This is a genomic window from Bacillus cereus (assembly GCF_025917685.1).
Classification (GTDB): Bacteria; Bacillota; Bacilli; order Bacillales; family Bacillaceae_G; genus Bacillus_A; species Bacillus_A cereus_AT.
Genome location: NZ_CP089518.1, coordinates 967,788 through 989,366, shown reverse-complemented (window position 1 = coordinate 989,366; position 21,579 = coordinate 967,788). Strand labels below are relative to the sequence as shown.

Below are 21,579 nucleotides of genomic sequence, written 5' to 3'. Positions count from 1 at the left end.
ATATGAAATATTGCATATCGAAATGCATTGATGTTCACGTAAACGCTTACTATAATGGTGATATAAATATTTATTACAACTTACTATTTAAAAAAGGAGGCAATCATATGGAAATCGCAATGGCAGTTTTAAAATTTGTAGGTGGAGTAATTCCATTGGTTCAAGAACTTTTAAAAGCATTTATGTAAGATTATGATTCAGCAATTATCTATAAGAATTCTCATACAAATGATCTGTATATCAAAAACAAATTGATACACAGATCATTTGTGTGAGAAAACTTCAAACAAGAATTATATACCCTAGCAGAACAATAATGATACATCTATCTCAAGTTGGAAAAAGACGCTCACAAGGGCGTCTTTTTATTATATTAATATGTACCTAATAACTTATTTAGGAAATCAATTTAACACTCCATACAATGCTACATAATTAATATATCTTTTTAACATTTGCACAATAAAAGTCCCCTCAAAGCATAAAGCGAGCCTATTTTTCATTAATTTTTTTATATACAGCAATACCATTTTCTACGATTTTATTAAATGAATAAACGACGACTGTCTGCTCTTCTTTATTTAGTGCTACTGAAATAATCAATTAAGCTAAAAATGCTATAATTAACCCAATCAAACTAAGGGGGAACGTTTATCTTGCACAGAAAATACATTCAATTTCATGAGTTCGGTAACCCAAAAGATGTATTACAAGTTGAATATAAAAATATAGAACCATTAAAAGATAATGAAGTTTTAGTTCGTATGCTAGTTAGACCGATTAATCCATCTGACTTAATTCCAGTAACCGGAGCGTACGCCCATAGGATCCCTTTACCTAATATACCTGGTTATGAAGGTGTTGGTATTGTAGAAGATGTTGGCTCTTTCGTTTCTAAAGGCCTTATCGGTAAACGTGTTTTACCTTTACGAGGGGAAGGTACTTGGCAAGAATTTGTTACAACATCAGCTGACTTTGTAGTCCCTATACCTGATTCCATTGATGATTTCACAGCGGCACAAATGTATATTAATCCCCTTACAGCGTGGGTTACATGTACAGAAACTCTAAACTTAAAACGTAATGACGTTTTATTGGTGAATGCCTGTGGATCCGCTATTGGTCATCTATTTGCACAGTTATCGCAAATTTTAAACTTCCGGCTCATTGCAGTGACAAGAAATAGTAAACATACAGAAGAGTTACTTCAGCTCGGTGCTGAATATGTAATAGATACTTCCTCTGCCCCGCTTTATAAAACCGTTATGGAATTAACAAACGGGATCGGTGCAGATGCTGCGATTGATTCTATCGGGGGACCGGATGGAAATGAATTAGCTTTTTCCTTACGTCCAAACGGGCACTTTTTAACGATTGGTCTTCTATCAGGTATACAAGTAAACTGGGCAGAGATTGTCACGAAAGCAAAAGTGCACGCGAACATATTTCATTTACGACATTGGAATAAAGAAGTGTCACCATATAAATGGCAAGAAACGTTTCGTCACTTAATTCGCTTAGTAGAAAATAAGAAATTACGTTTCATGACGGTACATTCTACGTATGACTTAGCAGATGTGAAAACTGCGGTTGATGTTGTGCAGTCTGCTGAGAAAACGAAAGGGAAAGTGTTTTTGACGAGTTATTAACTACAATTGAAAGGTTTTTTTGATTGGCCTTTTAAATAAACTAGATAGTACTTTTAAGAGTGCATTTGTAATTATCTGGTATAATTCCTTTAAAAGGTGAAAGGAGATTCTAACATGTGGTTAATTACGGTAATTGCGCCTGTTGTAATAGTCGGAGGAATCATATTATATGTGATTGGAAGGCTTAAACATAAATATGACAACGGTAACTTAGGTAAGAAAAAATCAAAAAACGCTCAAGTTTTATTAGATAGTTTAATACCAATGGGAATGCTTTTGGGGTGTTTAATCGGTATAATTGTCGACATATTTTTCCCGGGTCACTCACTGTTTACAGTTGGTTTAGGAGCTGGAATAGGCTATTTATTTGGATTTTTTGCTTATGAAATTTATAGCAAGACAGGAAACAATTATTCATAATCCAAAAACAAACACAATTGTGGAATAAGCGAGGACAGTACATATGAGTCATATAAAATATGTGCTGTCCTTTCATTTATTCATCAACGTTATCCCCTCCCGCTCCAACTACCTAAAAAATAACATTGTCAACAGAACTTAAATTGGTTATCATAAAAGCGAATATAACAGGAGATGAGCAGATGAATATAAACGAAAAGAAATCTTTTTCAAAAGTTTCTCGACGGAAATTAGTCGATGAAGTGTTGGAACGTTTACAAGAAAAAATCTTTTCCGGCGAGTATGAAGTTGGTGATCGCCTCCCTACAGAGCCGCAATTAATGGAAGAGTTAGGTGTAGGGCGTTCGACGCTGCGAGAAAGCATAAAGATATTAGTACATGCCGGCATCTTAGAAGTTCGACAAGGACAAGGTACTCGTATTGTCTCACTAAATACAACACAAGATTCATTTGAAAAACGATTGCAAGCAGCTAATATTAATCATGTGTATGAAGCAAGAAATATGTTAGATAAAGAAGTAGCGATGTTAGCGGCACAGCGCCGAAGCGAAGAGGATCTTTTATACTTAAAAGGACATTTGAATAAAAGAAAAAATGCCCTTCAAGAAGGAAATTATGTAGCATACATAGATGCAGATATTCAGTTTCATCTAGCAATTGCAAAGGCGAGCAAAAACGAAGTTCTACTTGATTTATATCAATCTTTCGTACCTGCCCTTCGCCACATTTTAAGCCAATTAATATTAAATACAGTGAACTATGAAGATAACTCTGACATTCATGAAAAGTTATTCCAAGCTATTTTTAAACAAAATGCCGAAGAGGCACGAACATACGCCGTTCAAAATTTGGAGCTGAAATAAGCTCCTTATATATTACACTCAAACATCAGATGATATACTCAATAACGTCCGATGTTTAAGAGGGGAGAAAATTAAATTGAAACATCAAGGACGAACTTATTTGTATATACTAGCACTATTTTTTGTTTCCATTAATTTACGTATCGGAATTACATCTATTTCACCTTTATTAGAAACAATCCGACAAGACTTAAATATAAGCAATTTTTCCGTTAGTTTTTTAACAGCTATTCCTGTGTTTTGTATGGGGACATTCGCCTTACTGACTGGGAAGGTAATTAAAAAATATGGGGCAGAAAAAGCAATTATGGCTTGTCTTATTTTAATTGGCTTCGCAACATGTATGAGAGCTTTTACCTCTTCCATTTCCACATTATTCGCGAGCTCTTTATTTATCGGTATTGGGATCGCACTTGCAGGTCCGTTACTATCAGGTTTTATTAAAGAAAAATTCCCTACGAAAATCGGCTTAATGATTGGAATATATTCAGTAGGTATGGGGACAGGCGCTTCTTTAAGTGCAGGATTAACGATTCCTTTACAACATGTATTAAAAGACGATTGGAATATGGCACTCGCTTTTTGGGGGGGACTTACTATTATCGCTATTCTATTTTGGTATCCGGTTATGAAACGAAAAAAGAATACGAGTACACAAGATAAAAAGAATAATAGTTTACCTATAAGAAATAAAAAAGCATGGTTGTTCACAATCTTTTTCGGACTACAATCAGGAATCTTTTATTCCATTACGACGTGGCTTGCGCCAGCAAATCAAAGTATGGGTGTCAGTAGCGAACAAGCTGGTACTCTTATAACTGTTTTTACAGTTGTTCAAATGATATGCAGCTTTTTAATTCCAACATTAGCGGATATTTATAAAAACCGAGCACTTTGGTTATTAGGGAGTATATGCTTCGTACTCGTAGGTTTATCGCTTATGATTTACCCACTAACTACACCATGGATCCCTTCTATTTTACTAGGTATCGGTCTCGGCGGCGTATTCCCACTCGCTCTCATGCTACCGCTATATGAAACAAAAACTTCAGAAGATGCGAGTGCATGGACTGCTATGATGCAATCAGGAGGATATATTATGGGCGGATTCATTCCTGTCTTAGCAGGAATCGCTCGTGATTATTTTGATGGTTATACGCAAGTTTTTATTATAATGGCACTTTTAAGCTTAATTTTGTTCATTTTAACTTTAGTCATGAGCAAAAGAAAGATAGAAGTGAAAATAGCTTAACTGAAAAACAAAAAAATCCCCTTAAAGCATAAGCTTCAAGGGGTGAGCCTGTTTTTATTTACTTATATACGTACAGCTGTACCACTTACAGCAACCATTAACATTCCATCACGAACAACTTCGTAATCTACGTCAATACCAACGATAGCATTCGCACCTTTTTGTTTTGCAAGTTCTTTCATTTCATCCATCGCAATATCACGTGCATCTTTTAATTTACTTTCGTAAGCACCAGCACGACCACCGACAACATCACGAACTGAAGCGAATAAATCGCGGACAATATTTGCACCCATAATAGCTTCACCATTTACAATATCAATATACTCAATAATTTCTTTACCTTGAATTCCAGACGTTGTTGTTACAATCATGACTGACACTCTCCTAATAACTTATAGTTTTTTGATTAGCTTTCTTATGTCTTTATTATGACATGGAAAAAGTATCTAATCTATTGAATTACCTTACATGAATGTGACAATTTTGTAAGAGTGAAATATTATTCTACCTTTTCCTTACAATAACTACCTAAATTAACAGAATATTGTTATAATTAAATTAGAGGAGGAGATAAAATGAAAAAAATCACTTACATATGTGCTCTAAGTGTTCTATCTTTCAATTTAATAGGTTGTACAAGCACCTCAGCTACAGATAAAGCTTCACAAACTAAGCAAGAACATACACAAAATACATTTCAATTAAACTCCGCAAATATTACAGACATTGAAATACTCAAAACAATAAATAATACTACTTCCAAATCCCAAACAGATAACGAAAAAATGATAAAATCTATCGTTTCAGCCGTTCAAAAAGGTACCTCTAAACCAATCACATTAGATCAAAAAAAGAGAGAATCTGTGCATTCTACTATAACCGTTACATATAAAGATGACTCAAAAGAAGAGTTTCTTGTGTGGGTTGATAATAAGAAGCAAATTACGATTGCTAAAGATGAGAAGAAAGATACAGTCGAGGGTGTGATATTGAATATTGAAGATGTTAAAATGATGAAGGATTTTTTTAAACCGTAAAAAACTAGGTTTCCCTGTGCCAATTCGTCATTGGTTAAAAAATGAAATGTATGATTGGGCTGTAACAATTATTAAAGAGAGCGAAACTGATTACTTAGTTGATAAGAACTATGTTTTAAATCTATTAGAAGCACACTGCACCGGTAAAGGTGACTATAGCCGTAAAATTTGGACAGTCTTATCCTTTATGATATGGCATCAAATTTATATAGAACACAAATTTGATACGAGCTCATTTCATGGAACTATGACAGTATAAAGTGAAGCTATAATCAGTCGGGCGTTTTTCTTTTTTAAAAAAGGACCTGCTCCATTCATGCGTAAATACATAAAGTAAATTGAATCCGTTAAAACACATGAGTGAACCTTTGTTTTTCCCCTCCTATCTAAAGGAGGAACTGTTATGGGCTTTGGTGGTAGTTGCGGCGGCGGCTTTGCTGGAGGATTTGCTTTATTAGTTGTATTGTTTATTTTATTAATCATCGTTGGAGCTGCTTGCTTCTGCTAAAAAACTATCGGAAAAGACACTCATGTGAGTGTCTTTTCTTCATGAAAAAATCTCCGTGCTAAGCAAAAAATAAAATAAGCTACCCATATGGACAGCTTATTTACATAATTATCGTTCTCGGAAATAGGGTTTTAAAAGTAATCTATCCATATTGATACTAAAATTACTACTAACAGGGCAAGAAAAAATGTTATATTTCGAATCCACTTTTGTATATCATCAAAATACCGTTCTATAAATGCAACGTTGATATAAAACATGAGAAGTACAACAAAGAAGGTAAAGTTGCCAAATTTATCGTTCAATTTTTAATTGGTAAATGTGCCCACATGAAGGAATAGTAAAGCAAACGTTACTAAGAATAGCTCAAATAACCTTTGCCTGCTCAAGCCACCATCCCCTTACAGTAATTTCCTTTCATTTCATTTTATCAGAACATAGTATGTGGCAGACTATGAATATTATATTCACACAAAGTTAACATAACGTCTCATTATGGGCACTCCAAAACCATAAATTCCTCATCAAAATACTGTTCCTTGTATTTTAAAGCTTTTTTCTCTATGCCGAATGTCTGAAACCCCATAGACTCATACAACGCCTTTGCAGGTTTGTTATCTGTTAATACAGTTAAAGTAATTTGCTCTAGGTTTAATTCTTTCGCTTTTTTTAAAGTTTCTTTTAAAAGTGCTTGGCCTATACCGGAATTTCGTTGACTAGGTGTAACATACATAGATACAATAACGCCCCTATGTTGTAGTTTTAATCGTTTTTCTTGCAATACAGTAACTATTCCTATGAGTTTATCATTCTTAAATGCTCCAAACGTAAAACTTCCTGCTGTTTCTAAATTATTAGCAACCTGTTGCATTGATTCTTCATAAGTTGTTGCAAATGCCTCTGGGTTCTCTTTTAAAGATTCCAACCTTAAATTCCAATAACTCTCTGCATCAGTTGCTTGCAATAGTCTTATAGTCATATGTAACTCCCCTTCACTTTTATTTACTTATAGAATATTAGATTCTAAGAAGTCAAATTCCTTTTGTATATTGCATACATGTTTGGTTAACATAACGTAATATTATCGGGATTCAATGTATTTAAAAGATTATTAAAAGTCCTCCAGATTGTTTAACTGGAGGACTTTCGTATTCACATAATTCTCATTAGCGGAAGTTACTCAGTCTTAAATAAATCTGATATTTGTTTAGCACAATGTTATTTAGGATTAGTTTGGGTATCACTCCAATGTAAAGACTAAATGATTTTAGTAACTAATTTTGAACTTTCTCCTATAATCTCTAGTATAGAAACGGAATAATTCGCCAAGTCTTGGACTGATATTGTTTATATTGTTCACCAAACAGTGTAATAAGAATTCTCTCTTCAATTTTTATACGATACGAATACGCAAAGAAAAATAAAATGATATTTATGATAATGGCAATGAACGAAGATGAAGATATAGCAAATCCTAAAAAGGTCAAAAAAGACCCTAAATAACCAGGATGGCGAATATATTTATATAGACCGTTTTGAATTAACTTATGTTCCCCCTGCATTCCGACATTCCTACTATAAAATCTCCCTAAGATTTTCATTGAAGAAAATCTTATCCATACACCAATGAGTCCGACAGTAACACCAAAAAACAGTAATGAATTAATCTTATTTATTGTCAAAAAATACATAATCTCTGGAATAGTGAACATCAAGGCTAAAACTACTCCGATAAAAAAACTAGAACCACGATTTTGTTTTTCTTCTTTAACAGGTGAACTTCTATAAAATTCTAATAATAAATACAAAATAATAGGTAAATATGCTATAGAAAACATAATTTTTTTCCTTTCAATAAAAGTATCTTATGATTAATTAATTAATTAATTCATTTAAGAAAAAAAAGAACAGGACTATCCAAATTCCTTTTTGAAAAAAGTCATGCAGTATATTGAATATAGCATCAAAAACTTGCATGAGAAAATTCATTGAGCTCTTCTTTTTCCTTATTACACCATTTGGAAGAGCTGCTATGTTGTGTAATTTCGGTTGTATATCATATTCATGTAAGATTAATACAATGCCTCATTATTGGAATTCAATGTATTTAGAAACTTAGGTACAATAGGGACGGTAGCGGGAATAGATGCAAGAATCATCTTTATGGGCATTTGCGCAAATACAAAGACTGGGTCCAATAAATTAGCCGTAGCAATATGCTCTGGATTATATCTGGCCAAATTCAAGAGATTTTTTGCAATAGAACCGTATAAACAATTGATGCTCTATGATAAAATACAAGCAATGGAGAACACGCAAAATGAAAATTAGTTATGGGGGATATGTATGATTAATGACATCATTAAGCAGCAAAATGTAGAGTGTATTGGTGGATTTGTTGCTAAGTACGCAGATCCAATTATGGCTCATATAAATCCTGGGAATTTACATAAAAATGATATTGCTATCATAATTAAAAGCGATAAGACAGTATGGGCAAAGAAAGTGATTCAGCAAGACGTAAATCAAAATTACACCGAGTGGTTAGAAATCCCGAGAGATAATATAAAGAAGAAAAGAAGTCTTATTCTGAAAAAAGTATGTTTTTTTGAAATCCAAAAGGGTAATTTATATGGTACTTATGTAATTTCAGAGAATTTGATTTCAAATGACCGATTTTCCGACCAAAAATCTTACCTTGATTTTATGATAGGATAAACAGTATTATTTTTAGTCTTCACGAAGTGAGGACCCTTTATAGATGGGCCCTTAATCTTTATACAATGATTAACATTTACCAGAGTCTAAATAAAAAGCATAAAAGTCGATACTTCATTCGTTATACTAGATTTAATCTACTATAACTTTTATTGAATAAAAAATGCTATTCTTTCTTCAAAAATCATTCGAGAGAATAGGCATTTTTAGCTTCATTAATCATTATTTTATTAAGGCTAAAATATAAAACTAGTAATTTATATGTATTAGTAAATTTAACGACGGATTGCTTCTATAGGGCTTAATTTAGATGCTTTAATTGCTGGTATAATACCAAACGTTATACCTATAATCATCGATGTAAGAGTCGATCCAATAAAAACATTAGCTGTTAAAATGGGGTGAACAGGTAAAAATATACCTATAAAACGTGAAAGACTATATCCTAGTGCAATTCCAAAGCCCCCACCTAGGGTAGTGATAAAAATCGCTTCAACTAAAAATTGCAATAATATCACCCTCTTTTTCGCCCCTATAGCACGGCGAATACCAATTTCTTTACGGCGCTCACTAACAGAAACATACATAATATTCATTACACCAATGCCGCCAACAAATAAAGAAATACCTACTACATTAATCATTACAAGTAAAGTTACAATGCCTATTAATGCAGTAAAAATCTTCTTTTTATTCATTATTAATCATCCAAAATATAAAATTATAAAAGCTATCATATTCTATCGAATTAATACAATAAAAAAAGCATCTAAAACAGATGCTTTTTCTCATTCTTAATACATAAACGTAATCGTCACCAAAGAATACCCTTCTTTTGCATTATACGGCTCCGCTTTATAAGAAACACGGTTTGATCCTTTTGGATAACCGATTTCTCCAATCACTTTTCTCACATCTTGCAGTGAACCGTCCATTGATTGCTTATAAAGAACCTCAATTTTCTCTGGCTTTGCACTATAGCGCTGCTGCATTTTATTTTTTAATTCATTATAGCTATTTGCGATGTATTCATTTCCTAAATAATTTAACTTTGTATCTTTCAAAATTTGTTGGTACACAGCTGATTTAGAGTTTCTCCCTACAATTTTACTCGTCAGTGTATCATAATAATTTGTAGTAGCTTGCGGATAGTCCCCTCGGTTCCACACGTGATTTCTTGCAATTTGCTCATCTGATAAGTTGAAATATGAATACGTTACGCGGCCTTGTACATCTGGCACGGGATCATCAAATGTTGTATCGAGGTGGTACCATTTGTTATCGATTTTCACTAAATTCCAAGCATGAGGCTGACCGTCTCCAGTTCCTACTACAAAATGATTCTCAATTCCAGCTTCTTTTAATAATTGATAGGTTAATAGTGTGTAACCTTGGCAAACAGCAGAATGATTTACGAGTGCTTCATATGCTGTATAAGCTTTATAAGATGTGTCATAAGAAACATGTTTTACTACGTAATCATGAATCGCCTTCACTTTTTCGTGATCATCCATTCCTGCTTGAATAATAGATGAAACAATCGCTTTCGCTTGTTTCATGACATACTCTGTTTGTTCTTTCGTTTCACGATATGTAATCTTTAACGAAAATGTGTAATTTCCAGGTGATCCAGACAGTGAATAGGAAACATTCGATCTATTATAATCTGTATACTCATTTTTACTTGCGACTTCTTTATACGCTTTAAAAAGTGTATTCATCACTTCTTCTGTATTACTATTTTTTGTTTTATATGGAAGTGTAATGTTCGTTTCGTACGTATTAATACGTGTTTGCACTTCATTTTTGAATGCTGTTAATAATGCCGCATCTTCTGTATCTTGCACCGCAACCTCAGGCTTTTTATATTTCAATGCATTATATAAAAACTGTGCATACTGTTCACGCGTTACCATTTTAGCTGGTTCAAATTTCCCGTCTCCCGTACCAGATGCAATCCCGTTTGACTGCACCGCACTAATCGCGTTTTCTGCCCAAAATCCATTTGGAACATCATTAAATGTATGTTTTTGTTTAGCTGAAACTTGGAACGCGTTTTTAATAATTTGCGCCATTTCTGCGCGGCTAACAGAATCTTTCGGTCTAAAACCGCCATTTCCATCACCTTTAAAAATCCCCAATTTCGTTAACGTTAAAACCTCTTCCGGAAACATTGTAGAACCTGAGCGAATATCACGATACGGATTATTTAAAGTAGACCCATCTTTTAATACATAACGGGCACCATCATTACTAAACGTACCACCTTGCTTATTCGGTACTAACACTCGATAAATTAAAGCTGCAACTTGCTCCCTCGTCGCAACATCACCAAAACCAAACTTTCCATTTCCATAGCCTGAAATAATATTTTTACCCGCTAAATCTTTAATCGCCGGATAAGACCAGTGCGATGTTGGTACATCAGAAAAAACGCCCGCTTCAGCAGCTTTCACATCACTGCCATTTGTATATAATAAAGCACCACCAATAAGCGATAATGATGTAATTGATTTTAATATTTTTATGTACATAATGCATTCTCCCAATACGTCTTCTATTTTTGTTATTTTTTGTCGAAAAATCTAAAAGAATATGACAAAACACATTATACAATTAAAACTTTTCGGAGGATATATTAAATTTAAAAATATGCAAAAACTCATATTACTATAGTAATTCGTACTAATATTATGTTGCGAATATATAAAGTGAAACTTTAATCAGTTGGGGGTTACGGGCAGTCCGACTCTCACCTAACTTCTTTGCTCCACCTGAATTTTGAGGTGGCAGTTTTACTGCCCACAAATAGCGGGATAAATAAAAAGAAAAATACTAATGTAACATTGTTACTATACATATCGCTTTTCGAGCTTTTATTTCGCTAAAATGTACAATGCTATCCCCATTAAAATCGCAATAGAATCTTGAGAGCATACCTTTTAACATAATTCATTATATGATTGCAAATTTCATGTCCTTTATTTAAAACAGTTGTTACTAAGTGTAATTATTTGCATCCACTTCATACCTCCATGCAATATTCTTTAGAACTTTTGGATACATTAAATACGCATAGCATTGTAGTTTGCATATATTTCACTTTTGTATTTTTGGACTAAGTATTAGGAGGGTATTTATGATGAAAAGCTGTACAGCATTCCTTATTATTGATGTACAGGTAGGTTCATTTGAAGAGAAAAAAGTCCTATATAATAGAACGGAATTATTAAGAGTTATTCAATTATTGATTTCTAAAGCCCGTTCTGCTTCAGCCCCTATTTTTTATATGAAGTTTAACGGGAAGTCTGGTTCCTTACTTAGTCAAGGGACACCTGGATGGGAAATTCATAAATCAATTGCTCCAGCAACAGGAGATGTCGTTCTTGAAAAGAATCATCCGGATTCTTTTCATAAAACGAGTCTGCAACAAGAGCTAGAAATGAGAAATATAAAACGAGTTGTTATAGCAGGAATTCAATCTGAAATTTGTATAGATGCAACATGCCGGCGTGCATACAGCTTAGGATATGACGTTACTCTTGTAAAGAACGGGCATAGTACATATAATTCTACAATATTATCGGCGTCTCAAATTATTAAGCATCATAACGAGATAATAGGTCAATGGTTTGCCTGCGTAAAAAATTCCGAAAGTATAGAGTTTTGATTCCACTTCTATATTTGATAGTCTATATATTTTTTACGATAGTCTCTTGCGCTTTCAAAGAATCGCTTTCCAATGAACTGGTTCCTAGACTGCCTCTTTCTACAATAAGAAGAGAGCTGCCCATAGGTCAGTTTCACCGACTTATGAGGCAGCTCCTCTTAGTTTCACTTTATTCTATCGATGAATCCAAACTGCACCTGCAGATTTGTCTTCAGCTTGACCTACTACTTCAAACTTCAATCCTAGTTTCGGCAACTTACGTCCTGCATCTGGAATCGCGCTGTTGATGTACTGCTTAGAATCATCAAATTTTGCAACGCCTGGTAATCCTTTATAGTCAAAGATACCGCGAGTTGGCGAGTCTACTCTCCATGCTGGCGTTTTATCAAATGAGAATGCCGCATCGGCAATTTGATAACGCGTACTGCTCTTCACAGTCGGTTGTCCGTTTAATGTCCCTACAATTGCCTCTGGATGAGAATCTACTACTCCTAAGAATCCTTCACCTGGATGAACGCCTACCCAGTTATCTGTAAAGCTTTGATCCGCATACCATACAACCATTCCTGTATTAAACACTGGACCACGCGCATGTTGTAACGCCGTGTCAGAACCAGCGTAATTTCTCCACTCTACATAGTAGTTATTTTTTTTCTGTTCAAATCCGTTAGATACAGTAAATCCTTTTAACGTCATTGCTGGCTGACCTTCTGCATCATCTGAGAAAACAACTTTTCCATCTACAGTTAATGCCGCATTATCTAACGCAAATCCTTTATAAGCTACTGCAATATCTGTTAAATATTCAAATTGCAGTTTTACTTTTTTCCCTTTGAATTTGCTTAAATCGTATGATTTATCAACCCACTTACCATCAGTTGTATCCATACCGCCTTTTACATCTTTTTCGCCAATTCTATCAATACGTGTCTTCGTTCCATCTTCTGTAATCGCATTTACGTCAAGGAAATCATACTTCGCTTCAAGTTCGTAGAATGTCTTATAATCGAACTTAGCATTCGTTGCATTTGTTAAGTCAAATACTGGTGTTTCAAGTGTTGTATGAATGTCATTTCCTTTTGTACTGTAATAAAACTTCTTACCAAATGCGGATTCGATATTTTTTATATCTTTGTCCGGCAAGTTAACACGAACGATTCCTGGTCGTTTTGATTTTGTAACACTTTGATCTAAATATGTTGCAGCACCAATTCCCGTACGAAGTTTATCATAATCTACCTCAACGATATTCGCCCAGTTACCATTCATATTCTTTTGGAAAAACTCTTTATTTTGTGGTGAGAAACTTGTTGGCTCTGTTCCTGCAATTTTTCCAGCCCAGCTACCGCCGCTCATAATAGACCATGACTCAACAGGTTCACCTTGTCCTGAGTACTTCGTATCGTATTCATCTGGTAATCCTAAATCATGACCATACTCATGCGCAAACACACCAACCGCTCCATCTTCAGGCTCGATTGTATAGTCGTATGCAGCCATTTTTCCGCCCCAATTTGAAACAGAAGATTTTGTGCCATCAATCGCATATGGTTTTGATCCAAGTTTTGAACGATGAGACCAAATCGCATCATCTTTCAACTTACCGCCGCCAGCTTCTTGACCCACGCCAGCATGTACAACCATTAAATGATCAATAATACCATCTGGCTCGTTTTTATTTCCATCACCATTTTGATCGTATTGATCAAATTGATCAAAGTCTGCTAAATTGATTCCTTTTGCTACCGCTGCTTTTAGTGCTTCTTTCACAAGATCACGTGGCCCTAAAGGACCTTTGTTATCATGTCCAGTACCTGCATCCGCACCATAATCTGAAGCTTTTCCTGGAACAGTAAGCCATTCCGTTACAGTACCATCAACTGTGTAGCTCCCGCCAGATTGTTCTTCATAATATTGTTTAAATGTATTAATCTTCGATCCATCAAATAGAGTAAATGGTTCATCACCAAATAACATTTTTTGATAATGTTCACGATTGAAGTCCTTAGAATACATGTATCCTGGCTCTTGATCAATATTGTTATGCTTAAAATCGCTAAATTCTACAAGTAAAACAAGCACTTTATCTTTTCGAACAGCTCCATTGTACTCAGCTTGCTTCGCTGGTGCAGTAGGTACTTTTCCATTTAATTTACTAGAATTCAATGCTGCATCTTGTCCAGCTACTGGGCCTACTGCGGGCTGCTGCGCCTGTTCATTTTCCTTCATCTTTGAATCTTTTACTTTTTTCATAAAATCAGAAGCTTCTTGCGTAAGACTATCTCCTGTCAAGATTTCTTTACCAGGGTTTTCCCCTTTCTTTTTCTCAACATATTTCTCAACAGCTTTTGACGTCTCAGCTTGTGATGCAGATTGATCAATTACGCCCCGTTGTTTTAGCGCTTCTGCCAAACGCTCCTCCGGTATTAAATGCTCATCTATTGGTAGAGATGATGGCGTATCAGCATACGCTGCATGACTTCCAAAAACAAAACTACTACTTAGTACTGCCGCTGTTGCTAAAACTGATAACGGTTTTAATTTCTTATTCTTTTTCAATGCATTTCCTCCCCAGTGTCTTCTTTTTGCCGATAGCAACATAATATTCTTTATAATAAGAATATTCAATGTTTTTCAATAGATAAAATGTTGAGAAATATTTTTTTGTGCAGGGTGGGATGCGTAGGATAACAAAATACAAAACTTCTACTAGTTTATGTTTTGCACATAACCATAAAGTGGGATCACTCGTTCTTTTGTTTTGATGGCGATAGAGTAGTGCTGGGAAAGGAAATAACAAACAGCCCAAGTTCCTCATTGGAACTCGGGCTGTTTGTTATTTGAATGAATACTTTCCATATGGATTCTTATAAGATTCTGAATCAGTTTATGCAGATTCACTTTACAAAAAAGCTGTTATTTATTTTAAGTGCAATAGTCATACTTACTCGATTCACTTATTTTTTGGCAATAAATAAATGATCACCACCTAAGGAATCCGATTGAATTCCTTTTCTATTTATATTCTAATTACCTTTTAAATTATCAGAAAATTATTGAAAAAGTTTTTTTCTTTCAATATATTACTCTATCACACTTAATTTCTTGCTAGTATATACATACCAATATACAAATAAACATAGTAGAAAGTGGGGAGAATTATGGTAAGTCACCTAAAAACAAGAGATATGATCACACAACTTTTAAATAATTGGTATCAAGAGATACGTGCCCAACACCTAAAGGAAGCACAACACTTAAAAGACGAGATTGATAAATACATAAATAGCATTAATGAAGATTCAAATTTACTATTCCATTACTCACTTCTTACTTTTCGCTTTAAAGTTCTGCTTAATCATTTAAGCATCACACCAACAAGCTTCCAGGCAATTGATTCACTGAATATACCAAAAAATGAATCGTTGTCTTATTATTATCACTTTTTCAAAGGGATTCACGCCACACTAATTTCAAACAACAATGAAGCCTGGGAATACTACGAAAAAGCCGAAACGCTATTACAACATATTCATGACGATCTTGAAATAGCCGAGTTTAGCTATCGTTTTGCTAACTTCTATCTTCATACCTATCAACCTCTATTAGCAATTCAACATGTGACTAAAGCTAAAGAGATTTTCTCTAAACATAATGGTTATGAAAATAATGTTGCCGCTTGTGAGAACTTATACGGTTTAGCATGTATTGATATAAGACAATTCCCTGTGGCAGAAGAAAAATTTAATTCTGCAATAGATATTTTACGTAAAAATAATGAGGATTCCCTAATATTAAGAGTCCGCAATAATTTAGGGTTTTTATATAGTAGCCAAAACTTATCCACTTTAGCAATCCGACACTTATCAGAAGTAACAACTAAAACTCCGGAGCATTTTAAAGCCCTTTTCCTTGAAGCTAGAGAACATTTCAAACTCGGTGAAGTTAATCAATCGGCCGAGTTGATCGAACGAGGATTGGCGATTTGTGAGCAATTAGACAATAAAGAATACCTATATCATTTCAAAATTTTAGATTGTATGAATAAAGGTGTTCCAGCTGCTATTCTCGAAGAATTATCTTGGGAAGCTATCTCATTTTTTGATAAGCAACAACTATTTAATTACACACAAGAATACACTGAAAAATTAGCAATCAAGTTTTACGAAGAAAGAGACACTGTAAAAGCTAGTAAATACTTTTATATTAGTCATCAAGCTAAAGAAAAAACTTTCGAAAAAGGAGCGTTAAAATAATGAAGAAAATTTTCGGAACGATTTTAGGTTTAACCCTTTCAGCTGCTTTATCTATAGGATTAGCATTCCCTTCACAATCAGAATCCAAGGAACAAGTTGATTCGACTAAATCTAGTACAATTATGTACATGCAATCCAGTCACGGTGACTCCTGGTAATATAAAGAGATTCTATATCATGAATTACGAAAAGGGCACTCCCTCAATGGAGTGCCCTTTCTTAAACAACATATAGCAGACTACTTATTAACTTCAGCCCATTTAACCTTAAACTCTGCACCGAAATTATTTGCAACTAAAGTAATTGATTTGCTTCTAAACCACATTAATATATCATTCAACTATATTAGAAGATCCCCTCCACCTTAAGGCAGAGGGGACTTTCTCATTCCTATTTCAAACTACCCGCAATCTCCGTAAAGATAACCCCAAGCGCATGCGCACCTGCATCTGGATATCCTAAACTTCTTTCACCAACTGTACCGGCGCGGCCCATGCGAGCTACGATTTCTTTCGTATACTCTGCGCCTTTAACGGCTGCTTCTGCTCCTTTTGCAAAGGCAGTTTTCATGTCTTCTTCGTTTGAAGCACTGTCTAACCAAGAGTCTACACATGGAGCAAGTGCATCAACAAGCGTTTTATCACCAACTACCGCTCCTCTACCGAATGATCTTTCACCGATAGATTGTATGCCTTGAAGTGCTGCTTGCAACATTTCAGCGAACTCTTTTACTGTTAGCTCACGTTTTTCTCCTGCTTCTTTACTAGCTGCGCGGAATGCACCACCCCAAATTGGACCAGAAGCTCCGCCGCAATGTTCCATAATAATCATCGAACAGCCGTCAAGGAATGATCCGATTGTTACATTTTCTTGTTCTACAATAGAATGCCACTCACGTTTTAATTGTTTAAATCCTTTTGCCACACTCATTCCGAAGTCACCGTCACCTGCATGTGTATCTAACTCACAGAACGGTACTTCATTTTTAATAATAACGTCGCTCATTTTATCAACGAGATAAATCATGTTGTTTAATGTAATGACATTATTTTTCATAACAGCGTGCTCTTCCGCTGTTTCTAGTTCAAATGAAACTTCCTTCTCTTCTACATCTTCAAGCGCATTCACGTACTCTACACTTTCAACTGGTCCGTCTACTTTAAACGCAGGTGTATTACACTCTTCCGATAATAACGTTTTTAGCTCGTCATCTAATTTCATCACTGTTAAAGACATACCAGCCATATCGATACTCGTCATATAGTTGCCGACGAATACTCTATTGATTTTAATGTTTCTAGCAGCTAATTCTCTCGTAACTGCGTTGTTAAATAGGTAAAGTTCTTGCAGTGGTGTTCCGCCAAAGCCATTTACTAGAACCGCAATTTCTTCGCCATCTTTTACTCCTAAATCTTTTATTAAATCATTTGTCATACGGTTCGCTAATTCATCAGCTGACATCATTTTTTCACGTTTAATTCCTGGTTCGCCGTGAATACCTACGCCGTATTCCATTTCATCTTCATCAAGTGTGAAAGTAGGTGATCCACTTGCTGGAACTGTACAAGAAGTTAACGCTAAACCAATTGTGCGCACGTTAGCCGCTGCTTTTTCTGCTACAGCTTTCACCGCCCCTAAATCCATACCTGCTTCCGCTGCTGCACCGGCAATTTTATGCACTAAAATAACTCCCGCAACGCCGCGGCGTCCTACTGTATACAAACTATCCTCTACCGCAATATCATCGTCCACTTTTACGTAGTCTACTTCAATTCCATCTTCAGTCGCTAAATGCGCTCCGTTTTTGAAATTCATAATATCGCCGCTGTAATTTTTAATAATTAATAACGTACCTTTTTTACTAGCTGTCTCTTTAATCGCTTGATATACCTGAATTTGTGAAGGCGAAGCAAACACATCTCCGCACACTGCCGCATCTAACATTCCTTTTCCGACTAATCCCGCATGCGCTGGCTCATGACCACTACCGCCGCCACTAATTAACGTTACTTTATTTTCGTTCATTTCTTTCTTCTTAATAACTTTATATTTTTTCAAAAACTCAAGCTCTGGATGAGCCATAACCATTCCGTTACACATTTCCATTACTAATGTTTCTGGTTTGTTTATAATCTTTTTCATTGTGATTCTCCCTCAATTCCTTTAATATATTGTGATATATTTGAAATCTTCTTCTTACTACTCATGTTAAAATGAAAGCGTTTTATAGTAAACGGACAAAATGGACAATCTGTCTAAAGACACCGCTCTCATTTTTGAATAGGATTTTTATATTACTAACATTCTAGGGATGATTCAGATGACCTCTTCTATAATTTCTAAAAAGATAATCGCGAACTCGTTGAAACATTTAATGGAAACAGAGTCGTTTCATAAAATATCAGTGAGCGATATTATGTTACACTGTCAAATGCGTAGGCAAACTTTTTATTATCATTTTAAAGATAAATTCGAACTATTAAGCTGGATTTATAGAGAAGAAACGAAAGAAAATATCATCGACTTTCTCGACTATGAAACATGGGAAAATATTTTTGATTTATTATTTGATTACTTTTACGAAAATCAAAAATTTTACCGAAATGCATTTAAAGTCATTGAGCAAAACTCGTTTAATCACTATTTATTTGAGCATACGAAAAACTTATATATGAAAATTATTGATGAACTATCTATGAGCTGTGGATTCAGCCTTTCTGATGAGACAAAAAATACGATTGCCTCCTTTTATAGTCACGGCTTCGTTGGAACGATAAAAGATTGGATTGAAAGCAAATGCGAAGTAGATCCGGCTATTATGTCTTCTCTCATGAAAAATATGATAAACAATCAATTACTACTATTACTGGAGCAATCAGCAAAGTAATTAAAGGGTGGAAAAAGCAATGAAAAAGATTATGAATGATGTAGAAAATATTGTTCAAGATATGCTGCATGGCTTTTATTTTGAACATAACGACAAAGTAAATTACGACGAAACACATAACATCATTTATGTAAAAGATATCGAAAAAATGAAGCAAAACGTTGTCATTATAAGCGGCGGTGGTAGCGGACATGAACCTGCTGACATTGGTTATGTAGGAAAAGGAATGCTTACGGCAGCAGTAAACGGAAGTATTTTCACCCCGCCTACAGTGGAGCAAATTGTGGCGGCAACTCGCCTCATGCCAAAAGATAAAAGTATATTATTCATCATTAAAAACTTTAAAGATGACGTAGCAAACTTTCTAGCTGCAGAACAAGTCGCAAAAGAAGAAGGAAGAAAAATTGACCACATCATCGTAAATGATGACGTTTCAATTGAAGATGATGCTTCTTTTAATAAAAGAAGACGCGGCGTAGCGGGCACTGTTTTCGTTCAAAAAATAGTAGGCGCGGCCGCTCCCCACGGACATTCTTTAGAAGAATTAACAACACTTGGCCGTTCTGTCATCCGAAACTTACATACATTAGGAGTCGCCCTTTCACCTGCCAATGATCCCATGCAAGGAAAAGCTTCCTTCACATTGAACGACGATGAAGTGTTTTACGGCGTCGGCATTCATGGCGAAAAAGGTTACCGCAAAGAAGCACTATCCTCTTCTGAAATATTAGCGATCGAACTAATGAATAAACTGAAAAGCATTTATCGCTGGAGAAAAGGTGACAACTTCGCCATCCTCATTAACGGACTCGGTGCGACACCATTAATGGAACAATACATTTTCGCAAACGACATCCGCCGTTTATGTGAGCTGGAAGGCTTACATGTGAAGTTCGTAAAAGTCGGTACACTGCTAACCTCTTTAGATATGAAGGGTGTTTCGCTCAGTTTGCTTAAGATAGAGGATTCTGATTGGGTGACGTGGTTGAAGACGGATGTTGGAGCGAGTAGTTGGTAACAATAAACGAAAAATTATGACGATTTAACGTTTAGTAATCAAAAATACTGCCTTATATGAAGGATGTATAAATCTTAGGTATCTGTAAATAAATCGAAGCATAAATACTATTTGCAATTTATCCACTAGTTTCGAAATACGGTTATCAAGTTGTAGGAAGGCACCTTAAGGTGTCTTTTCTTTATTTTCAAAAGGACCTGCTCAATTATTGCGTAAAAAACATAAAGTAAATTGAATCCGTTAAAATACATGAGTGACCCCTTGTTTTCCCCTCTTATTAAAGGAGGAACTATTATGGGATTTGGTGGTAGTTGTGGCGGCTGTGGATTTTCTGGCGGCTTTGCTTTATTAGTTGTATTGTTTATTTTATTAATCATAGTTGGAGCTTCTTGCTTCTGCTAAACAAACTATCGGAAAAGACACTCTTATATGGGTGTCTTTTCTTTATAAATTAAAAAGTATGAGAACCCAAGCCTTTAGCCATTATTACGACTGAAGGCTATTTTCTATATAAAAAAATAAAACATAGTAAGAATAGAATGCTCGCTTAAACTGTTTTGTTTCCTGCATGTATTCATCACCTATTCTTTAGACAATCATATTCTCAAGCTATATTACAGTGCAACCTTTTATAAATTCACATACCCAAAAAAGCCCTATTACTAGAGTACCTCATTCACATTTAAAAGAATCTACATATACCTCCTTCCCTTAAAATCACCAAAACCCATTTACAAATCTATAAAAGTAGATATAATATCCTTATGGAACCTTTATTAATTTATAAAGCATTGTCAAATGAAACAAGATGTCAAATTTTATCATGGTTGAAAAATCCAGAAAACCATTTCGATGAAAAGCCTTATCTAGAGCAAGATCTTAGCTTTCAAGTTGGAGTATGTGTAGGAGATATCCAGCTTAAAACTGGCTTAGCCCAATCGGTTATTTCTAGTTATTTATTAACTATGAAAAAAGCAGGCTTACTAGACTCTGACCGAATCGGAAAATGGACATACTATCGTCGAAATGAAAAAACAATCCGAGAGTTTTCTGAATACGTTCAAAACGAATTATAAAATGAAAGCTAATAATCAATTGATTATTAGCTTTCACACATTCTGCTTTTTACAGGTATCCAATTACCTTTTATAAAATTACACTACCTATAAAAGCAAGAAACATAGAAAGGAGAAAATTTTTTAATATATCATATCTAGTTATTTAGATATCTGTTATTGTATTTCGAATTACATACCCCTAATAATATTAGCATCCAATCATGCTTATAATAATGCTTA

21 protein-coding genes and 4 pseudogenes are annotated in these 21,579 nt (G+C 34.8%); 16 read left to right on the top strand and 9 right to left on the bottom strand.

Going from position 1 to position 21,579, the window contains the following annotated elements; translation table 11 throughout:
• Positions 1-2: 2 nt before the first annotated feature.
• From LUS72_RS27225 to LUS72_RS05030, 5 genes are all read left to right on the top strand, one after another.
• A complete protein-coding gene (locus tag LUS72_RS27225; RefSeq protein ID WP_097829892.1) occupies positions 3-188 on the top strand; it encodes a hypothetical protein in 186 nt (61 codons plus the stop codon).
• 465 nt (positions 189-653) lie between these two features.
• Positions 654-1,649, top strand: a complete 996-nt coding sequence (locus LUS72_RS05045) for a zinc-dependent alcohol dehydrogenase family protein (protein WP_420720171.1) — start codon at positions 654-656, stop codon at positions 1,647-1,649.
• Between the two features lie 114 nt (positions 1,650-1,763).
• Complete coding sequence (locus LUS72_RS05040) at positions 1,764-2,069, top strand: hypothetical protein (protein ID WP_097829890.1); 306 nt, start codon at positions 1,764-1,766, stop codon at positions 2,067-2,069.
• Positions 2,070-2,251: 182 nt separating this feature from the next.
• On the top strand, positions 2,252-2,932 hold the full coding sequence (locus LUS72_RS05035) for a FadR/GntR family transcriptional regulator (RefSeq protein WP_097829889.1): 681 nt from the start codon (positions 2,252-2,254) through the stop codon (positions 2,930-2,932).
• Positions 2,933-3,002: 70 nt separating this feature from the next.
• Positions 3,003-4,184, top strand: coding sequence for an MFS transporter (locus tag LUS72_RS05030; RefSeq protein WP_264449052.1), 1,182 nt, complete (start codon positions 3,003-3,005; stop codon positions 4,182-4,184).
• Positions 4,185-4,246: 62 nt separating this feature from the next.
• Here LUS72_RS05030 and LUS72_RS05025 read toward each other — a convergent pair whose 3' ends face one another.
• Positions 4,247-4,558, bottom strand: coding sequence for a heavy metal-binding domain-containing protein (locus tag LUS72_RS05025; protein ID WP_000637505.1), 312 nt, complete (start codon positions 4,556-4,558; stop codon positions 4,247-4,249).
• Between the two features lie 204 nt (positions 4,559-4,762).
• Here LUS72_RS05025 and LUS72_RS05020 point away from each other — a divergent pair, with 204 nt between their 5' ends.
• The 3 genes and pseudogenes from LUS72_RS05020 (at position 4,763) to LUS72_RS05010 (ending at position 5,732) form a co-directional block, all read left to right on the top strand.
• Entirely contained in the window at positions 4,763-5,224 is a 462-nt protein-coding gene (locus tag LUS72_RS05020) for a hypothetical protein (RefSeq protein WP_264448642.1), read from the top strand.
• Positions 5,214-5,483 (top strand): annotated as a pseudogene (locus LUS72_RS05015) (asparagine synthase-related protein); the annotation flags it as partial. The gene LUS72_RS05020 and the pseudogene LUS72_RS05015, both read left to right, overlap by 11 nt.
• 144 nt (positions 5,484-5,627) lie before the next feature.
• Positions 5,628-5,732: a YjcZ family sporulation protein gene (locus tag LUS72_RS05010; protein WP_000505684.1), complete on the top strand. Its 105-nt coding sequence runs from the start codon at positions 5,628-5,630 to the stop codon at positions 5,730-5,732.
• Between the two features lie 131 nt (positions 5,733-5,863).
• Here the strand turns inward: LUS72_RS05010 and LUS72_RS05005 are convergent.
• The 4 genes and pseudogenes from LUS72_RS05005 to LUS72_RS04990 form a co-directional block, all read right to left on the bottom strand.
• Positions 5,864-6,121 (bottom strand): annotated as a pseudogene (locus tag LUS72_RS05005) (DUF3963 domain-containing protein).
• Between the two features lie 104 nt (positions 6,122-6,225).
• A complete protein-coding gene (locus LUS72_RS05000; protein ID WP_097829886.1) occupies positions 6,226-6,711 on the bottom strand; it encodes a GNAT family N-acetyltransferase in 486 nt (161 codons plus the stop codon).
• Positions 6,712-7,033: 322 nt separating this feature from the next.
• Positions 7,034-7,570 carry a methyltransferase family protein gene (locus tag LUS72_RS04995; RefSeq protein WP_097829885.1) on the bottom strand — a complete coding sequence of 179 codons (537 nt, stop codon included), beginning with the start codon at positions 7,568-7,570 and terminating at the stop codon, positions 7,034-7,036.
• 270 nt (positions 7,571-7,840) lie between these two features.
• Positions 7,841-7,978: pseudogene (locus LUS72_RS04990) on the bottom strand (alpha/beta hydrolase); the annotation flags it as partial.
• 100 nt (positions 7,979-8,078) lie between these two features.
• On the opposite strand from LUS72_RS04990, the gene LUS72_RS04985 reads away from it, so the two are divergent.
• Positions 8,079-8,450 carry a hypothetical protein gene (locus tag LUS72_RS04985; RefSeq protein ID WP_097829884.1) on the top strand — a complete coding sequence of 124 codons (372 nt, stop codon included), beginning with the start codon at positions 8,079-8,081 and terminating at the stop codon, positions 8,448-8,450.
• Positions 8,451-8,725: 275 nt separating this feature from the next.
• Here LUS72_RS04985 and LUS72_RS04980 read toward each other — a convergent pair.
• Positions 8,726-9,082, bottom strand: a pseudogene (locus LUS72_RS04980) (ABC transporter permease); the annotation flags it as partial.
• Between the two features lie 162 nt (positions 9,083-9,244).
• Positions 9,245-10,984, bottom strand: coding sequence for an S-layer homology domain-containing protein (locus tag LUS72_RS04975; RefSeq protein WP_264448640.1), 1,740 nt, complete (start codon positions 10,982-10,984; stop codon positions 9,245-9,247).
• Positions 10,985-11,589: 605 nt separating this feature from the next.
• Between LUS72_RS04975 and LUS72_RS04970 the strand changes: the two genes are divergently transcribed.
• A complete protein-coding gene (locus LUS72_RS04970) occupies positions 11,590-12,120 on the top strand; it encodes a cysteine hydrolase family protein (RefSeq protein ID WP_033730911.1) in 531 nt (176 codons plus the stop codon).
• Positions 12,121-12,294: 174 nt separating this feature from the next.
• Here LUS72_RS04970 and LUS72_RS04965 read toward each other — a convergent pair whose 3' ends face one another.
• The gene (locus LUS72_RS04965) at positions 12,295-14,679 is read right to left on the bottom strand and encodes an immune inhibitor A domain-containing protein (protein ID WP_097829882.1); all 2,385 of its coding nucleotides are present in this window, start codon (positions 14,677-14,679) and stop codon (positions 12,295-12,297) included.
• Between the two features lie 602 nt (positions 14,680-15,281).
• Here LUS72_RS04965 and LUS72_RS04960 point away from each other — a divergent pair.
• Together LUS72_RS04960 and LUS72_RS04955 are read left to right on the top strand one after the other, a co-directional pair.
• Entirely contained in the window at positions 15,282-16,376 is a 1,095-nt protein-coding gene (locus tag LUS72_RS04960; protein WP_097829880.1) for a response regulator aspartate phosphatase, read from the top strand.
• Positions 16,376-16,534 (top strand): general stress protein, encoded by a 159-nt coding sequence (locus LUS72_RS04955; RefSeq protein ID WP_088077832.1) that lies wholly within the window; start codon positions 16,376-16,378, stop codon positions 16,532-16,534. Before LUS72_RS04960 ends, LUS72_RS04955 begins: the two co-directional genes overlap by 1 nt.
• 232 nt (positions 16,535-16,766) lie before the next feature.
• Here LUS72_RS04955 and dhaK read toward each other — a convergent pair whose 3' ends face one another.
• Positions 16,767-18,518, bottom strand: coding sequence for a dihydroxyacetone kinase subunit DhaK (dhaK, locus tag LUS72_RS04950; protein WP_097829879.1), 1,752 nt, complete (start codon positions 18,516-18,518; stop codon positions 16,767-16,769).
• A 178-nt stretch (positions 18,519-18,696) separates the two neighbouring features.
• On the opposite strand from dhaK, the gene dhaS reads away from it, so the two are divergent.
• The 4 genes from dhaS (at position 18,697) to LUS72_RS04930 (ending at position 21,357) form a co-directional block, all read left to right on the top strand.
• On the top strand, positions 18,697-19,263 hold the full coding sequence (gene dhaS, locus LUS72_RS04945) for a dihydroxyacetone kinase transcriptional activator DhaS (protein ID WP_097829878.1): 567 nt from the start codon (positions 18,697-18,699) through the stop codon (positions 19,261-19,263).
• Positions 19,264-19,282: 19 nt separating this feature from the next.
• Positions 19,283-20,281 (top strand): DhaKLM operon coactivator DhaQ, encoded by a 999-nt coding sequence (gene dhaQ / locus LUS72_RS04940; protein WP_097829877.1) that lies wholly within the window; start codon positions 19,283-19,285, stop codon positions 20,279-20,281.
• Between the two features lie 294 nt (positions 20,282-20,575).
• Positions 20,576-20,683 carry a YjcZ family sporulation protein gene (locus LUS72_RS04935; protein ID WP_000505673.1) on the top strand — a complete coding sequence of 36 codons (108 nt, stop codon included), beginning with the start codon at positions 20,576-20,578 and terminating at the stop codon, positions 20,681-20,683.
• Between the two features lie 362 nt (positions 20,684-21,045).
• A complete protein-coding gene (locus LUS72_RS04930; RefSeq protein ID WP_097829876.1) occupies positions 21,046-21,357 on the top strand; it encodes an ArsR/SmtB family transcription factor in 312 nt (103 codons plus the stop codon).
• Positions 21,358-21,579: the final 222 nt, after the last annotated feature.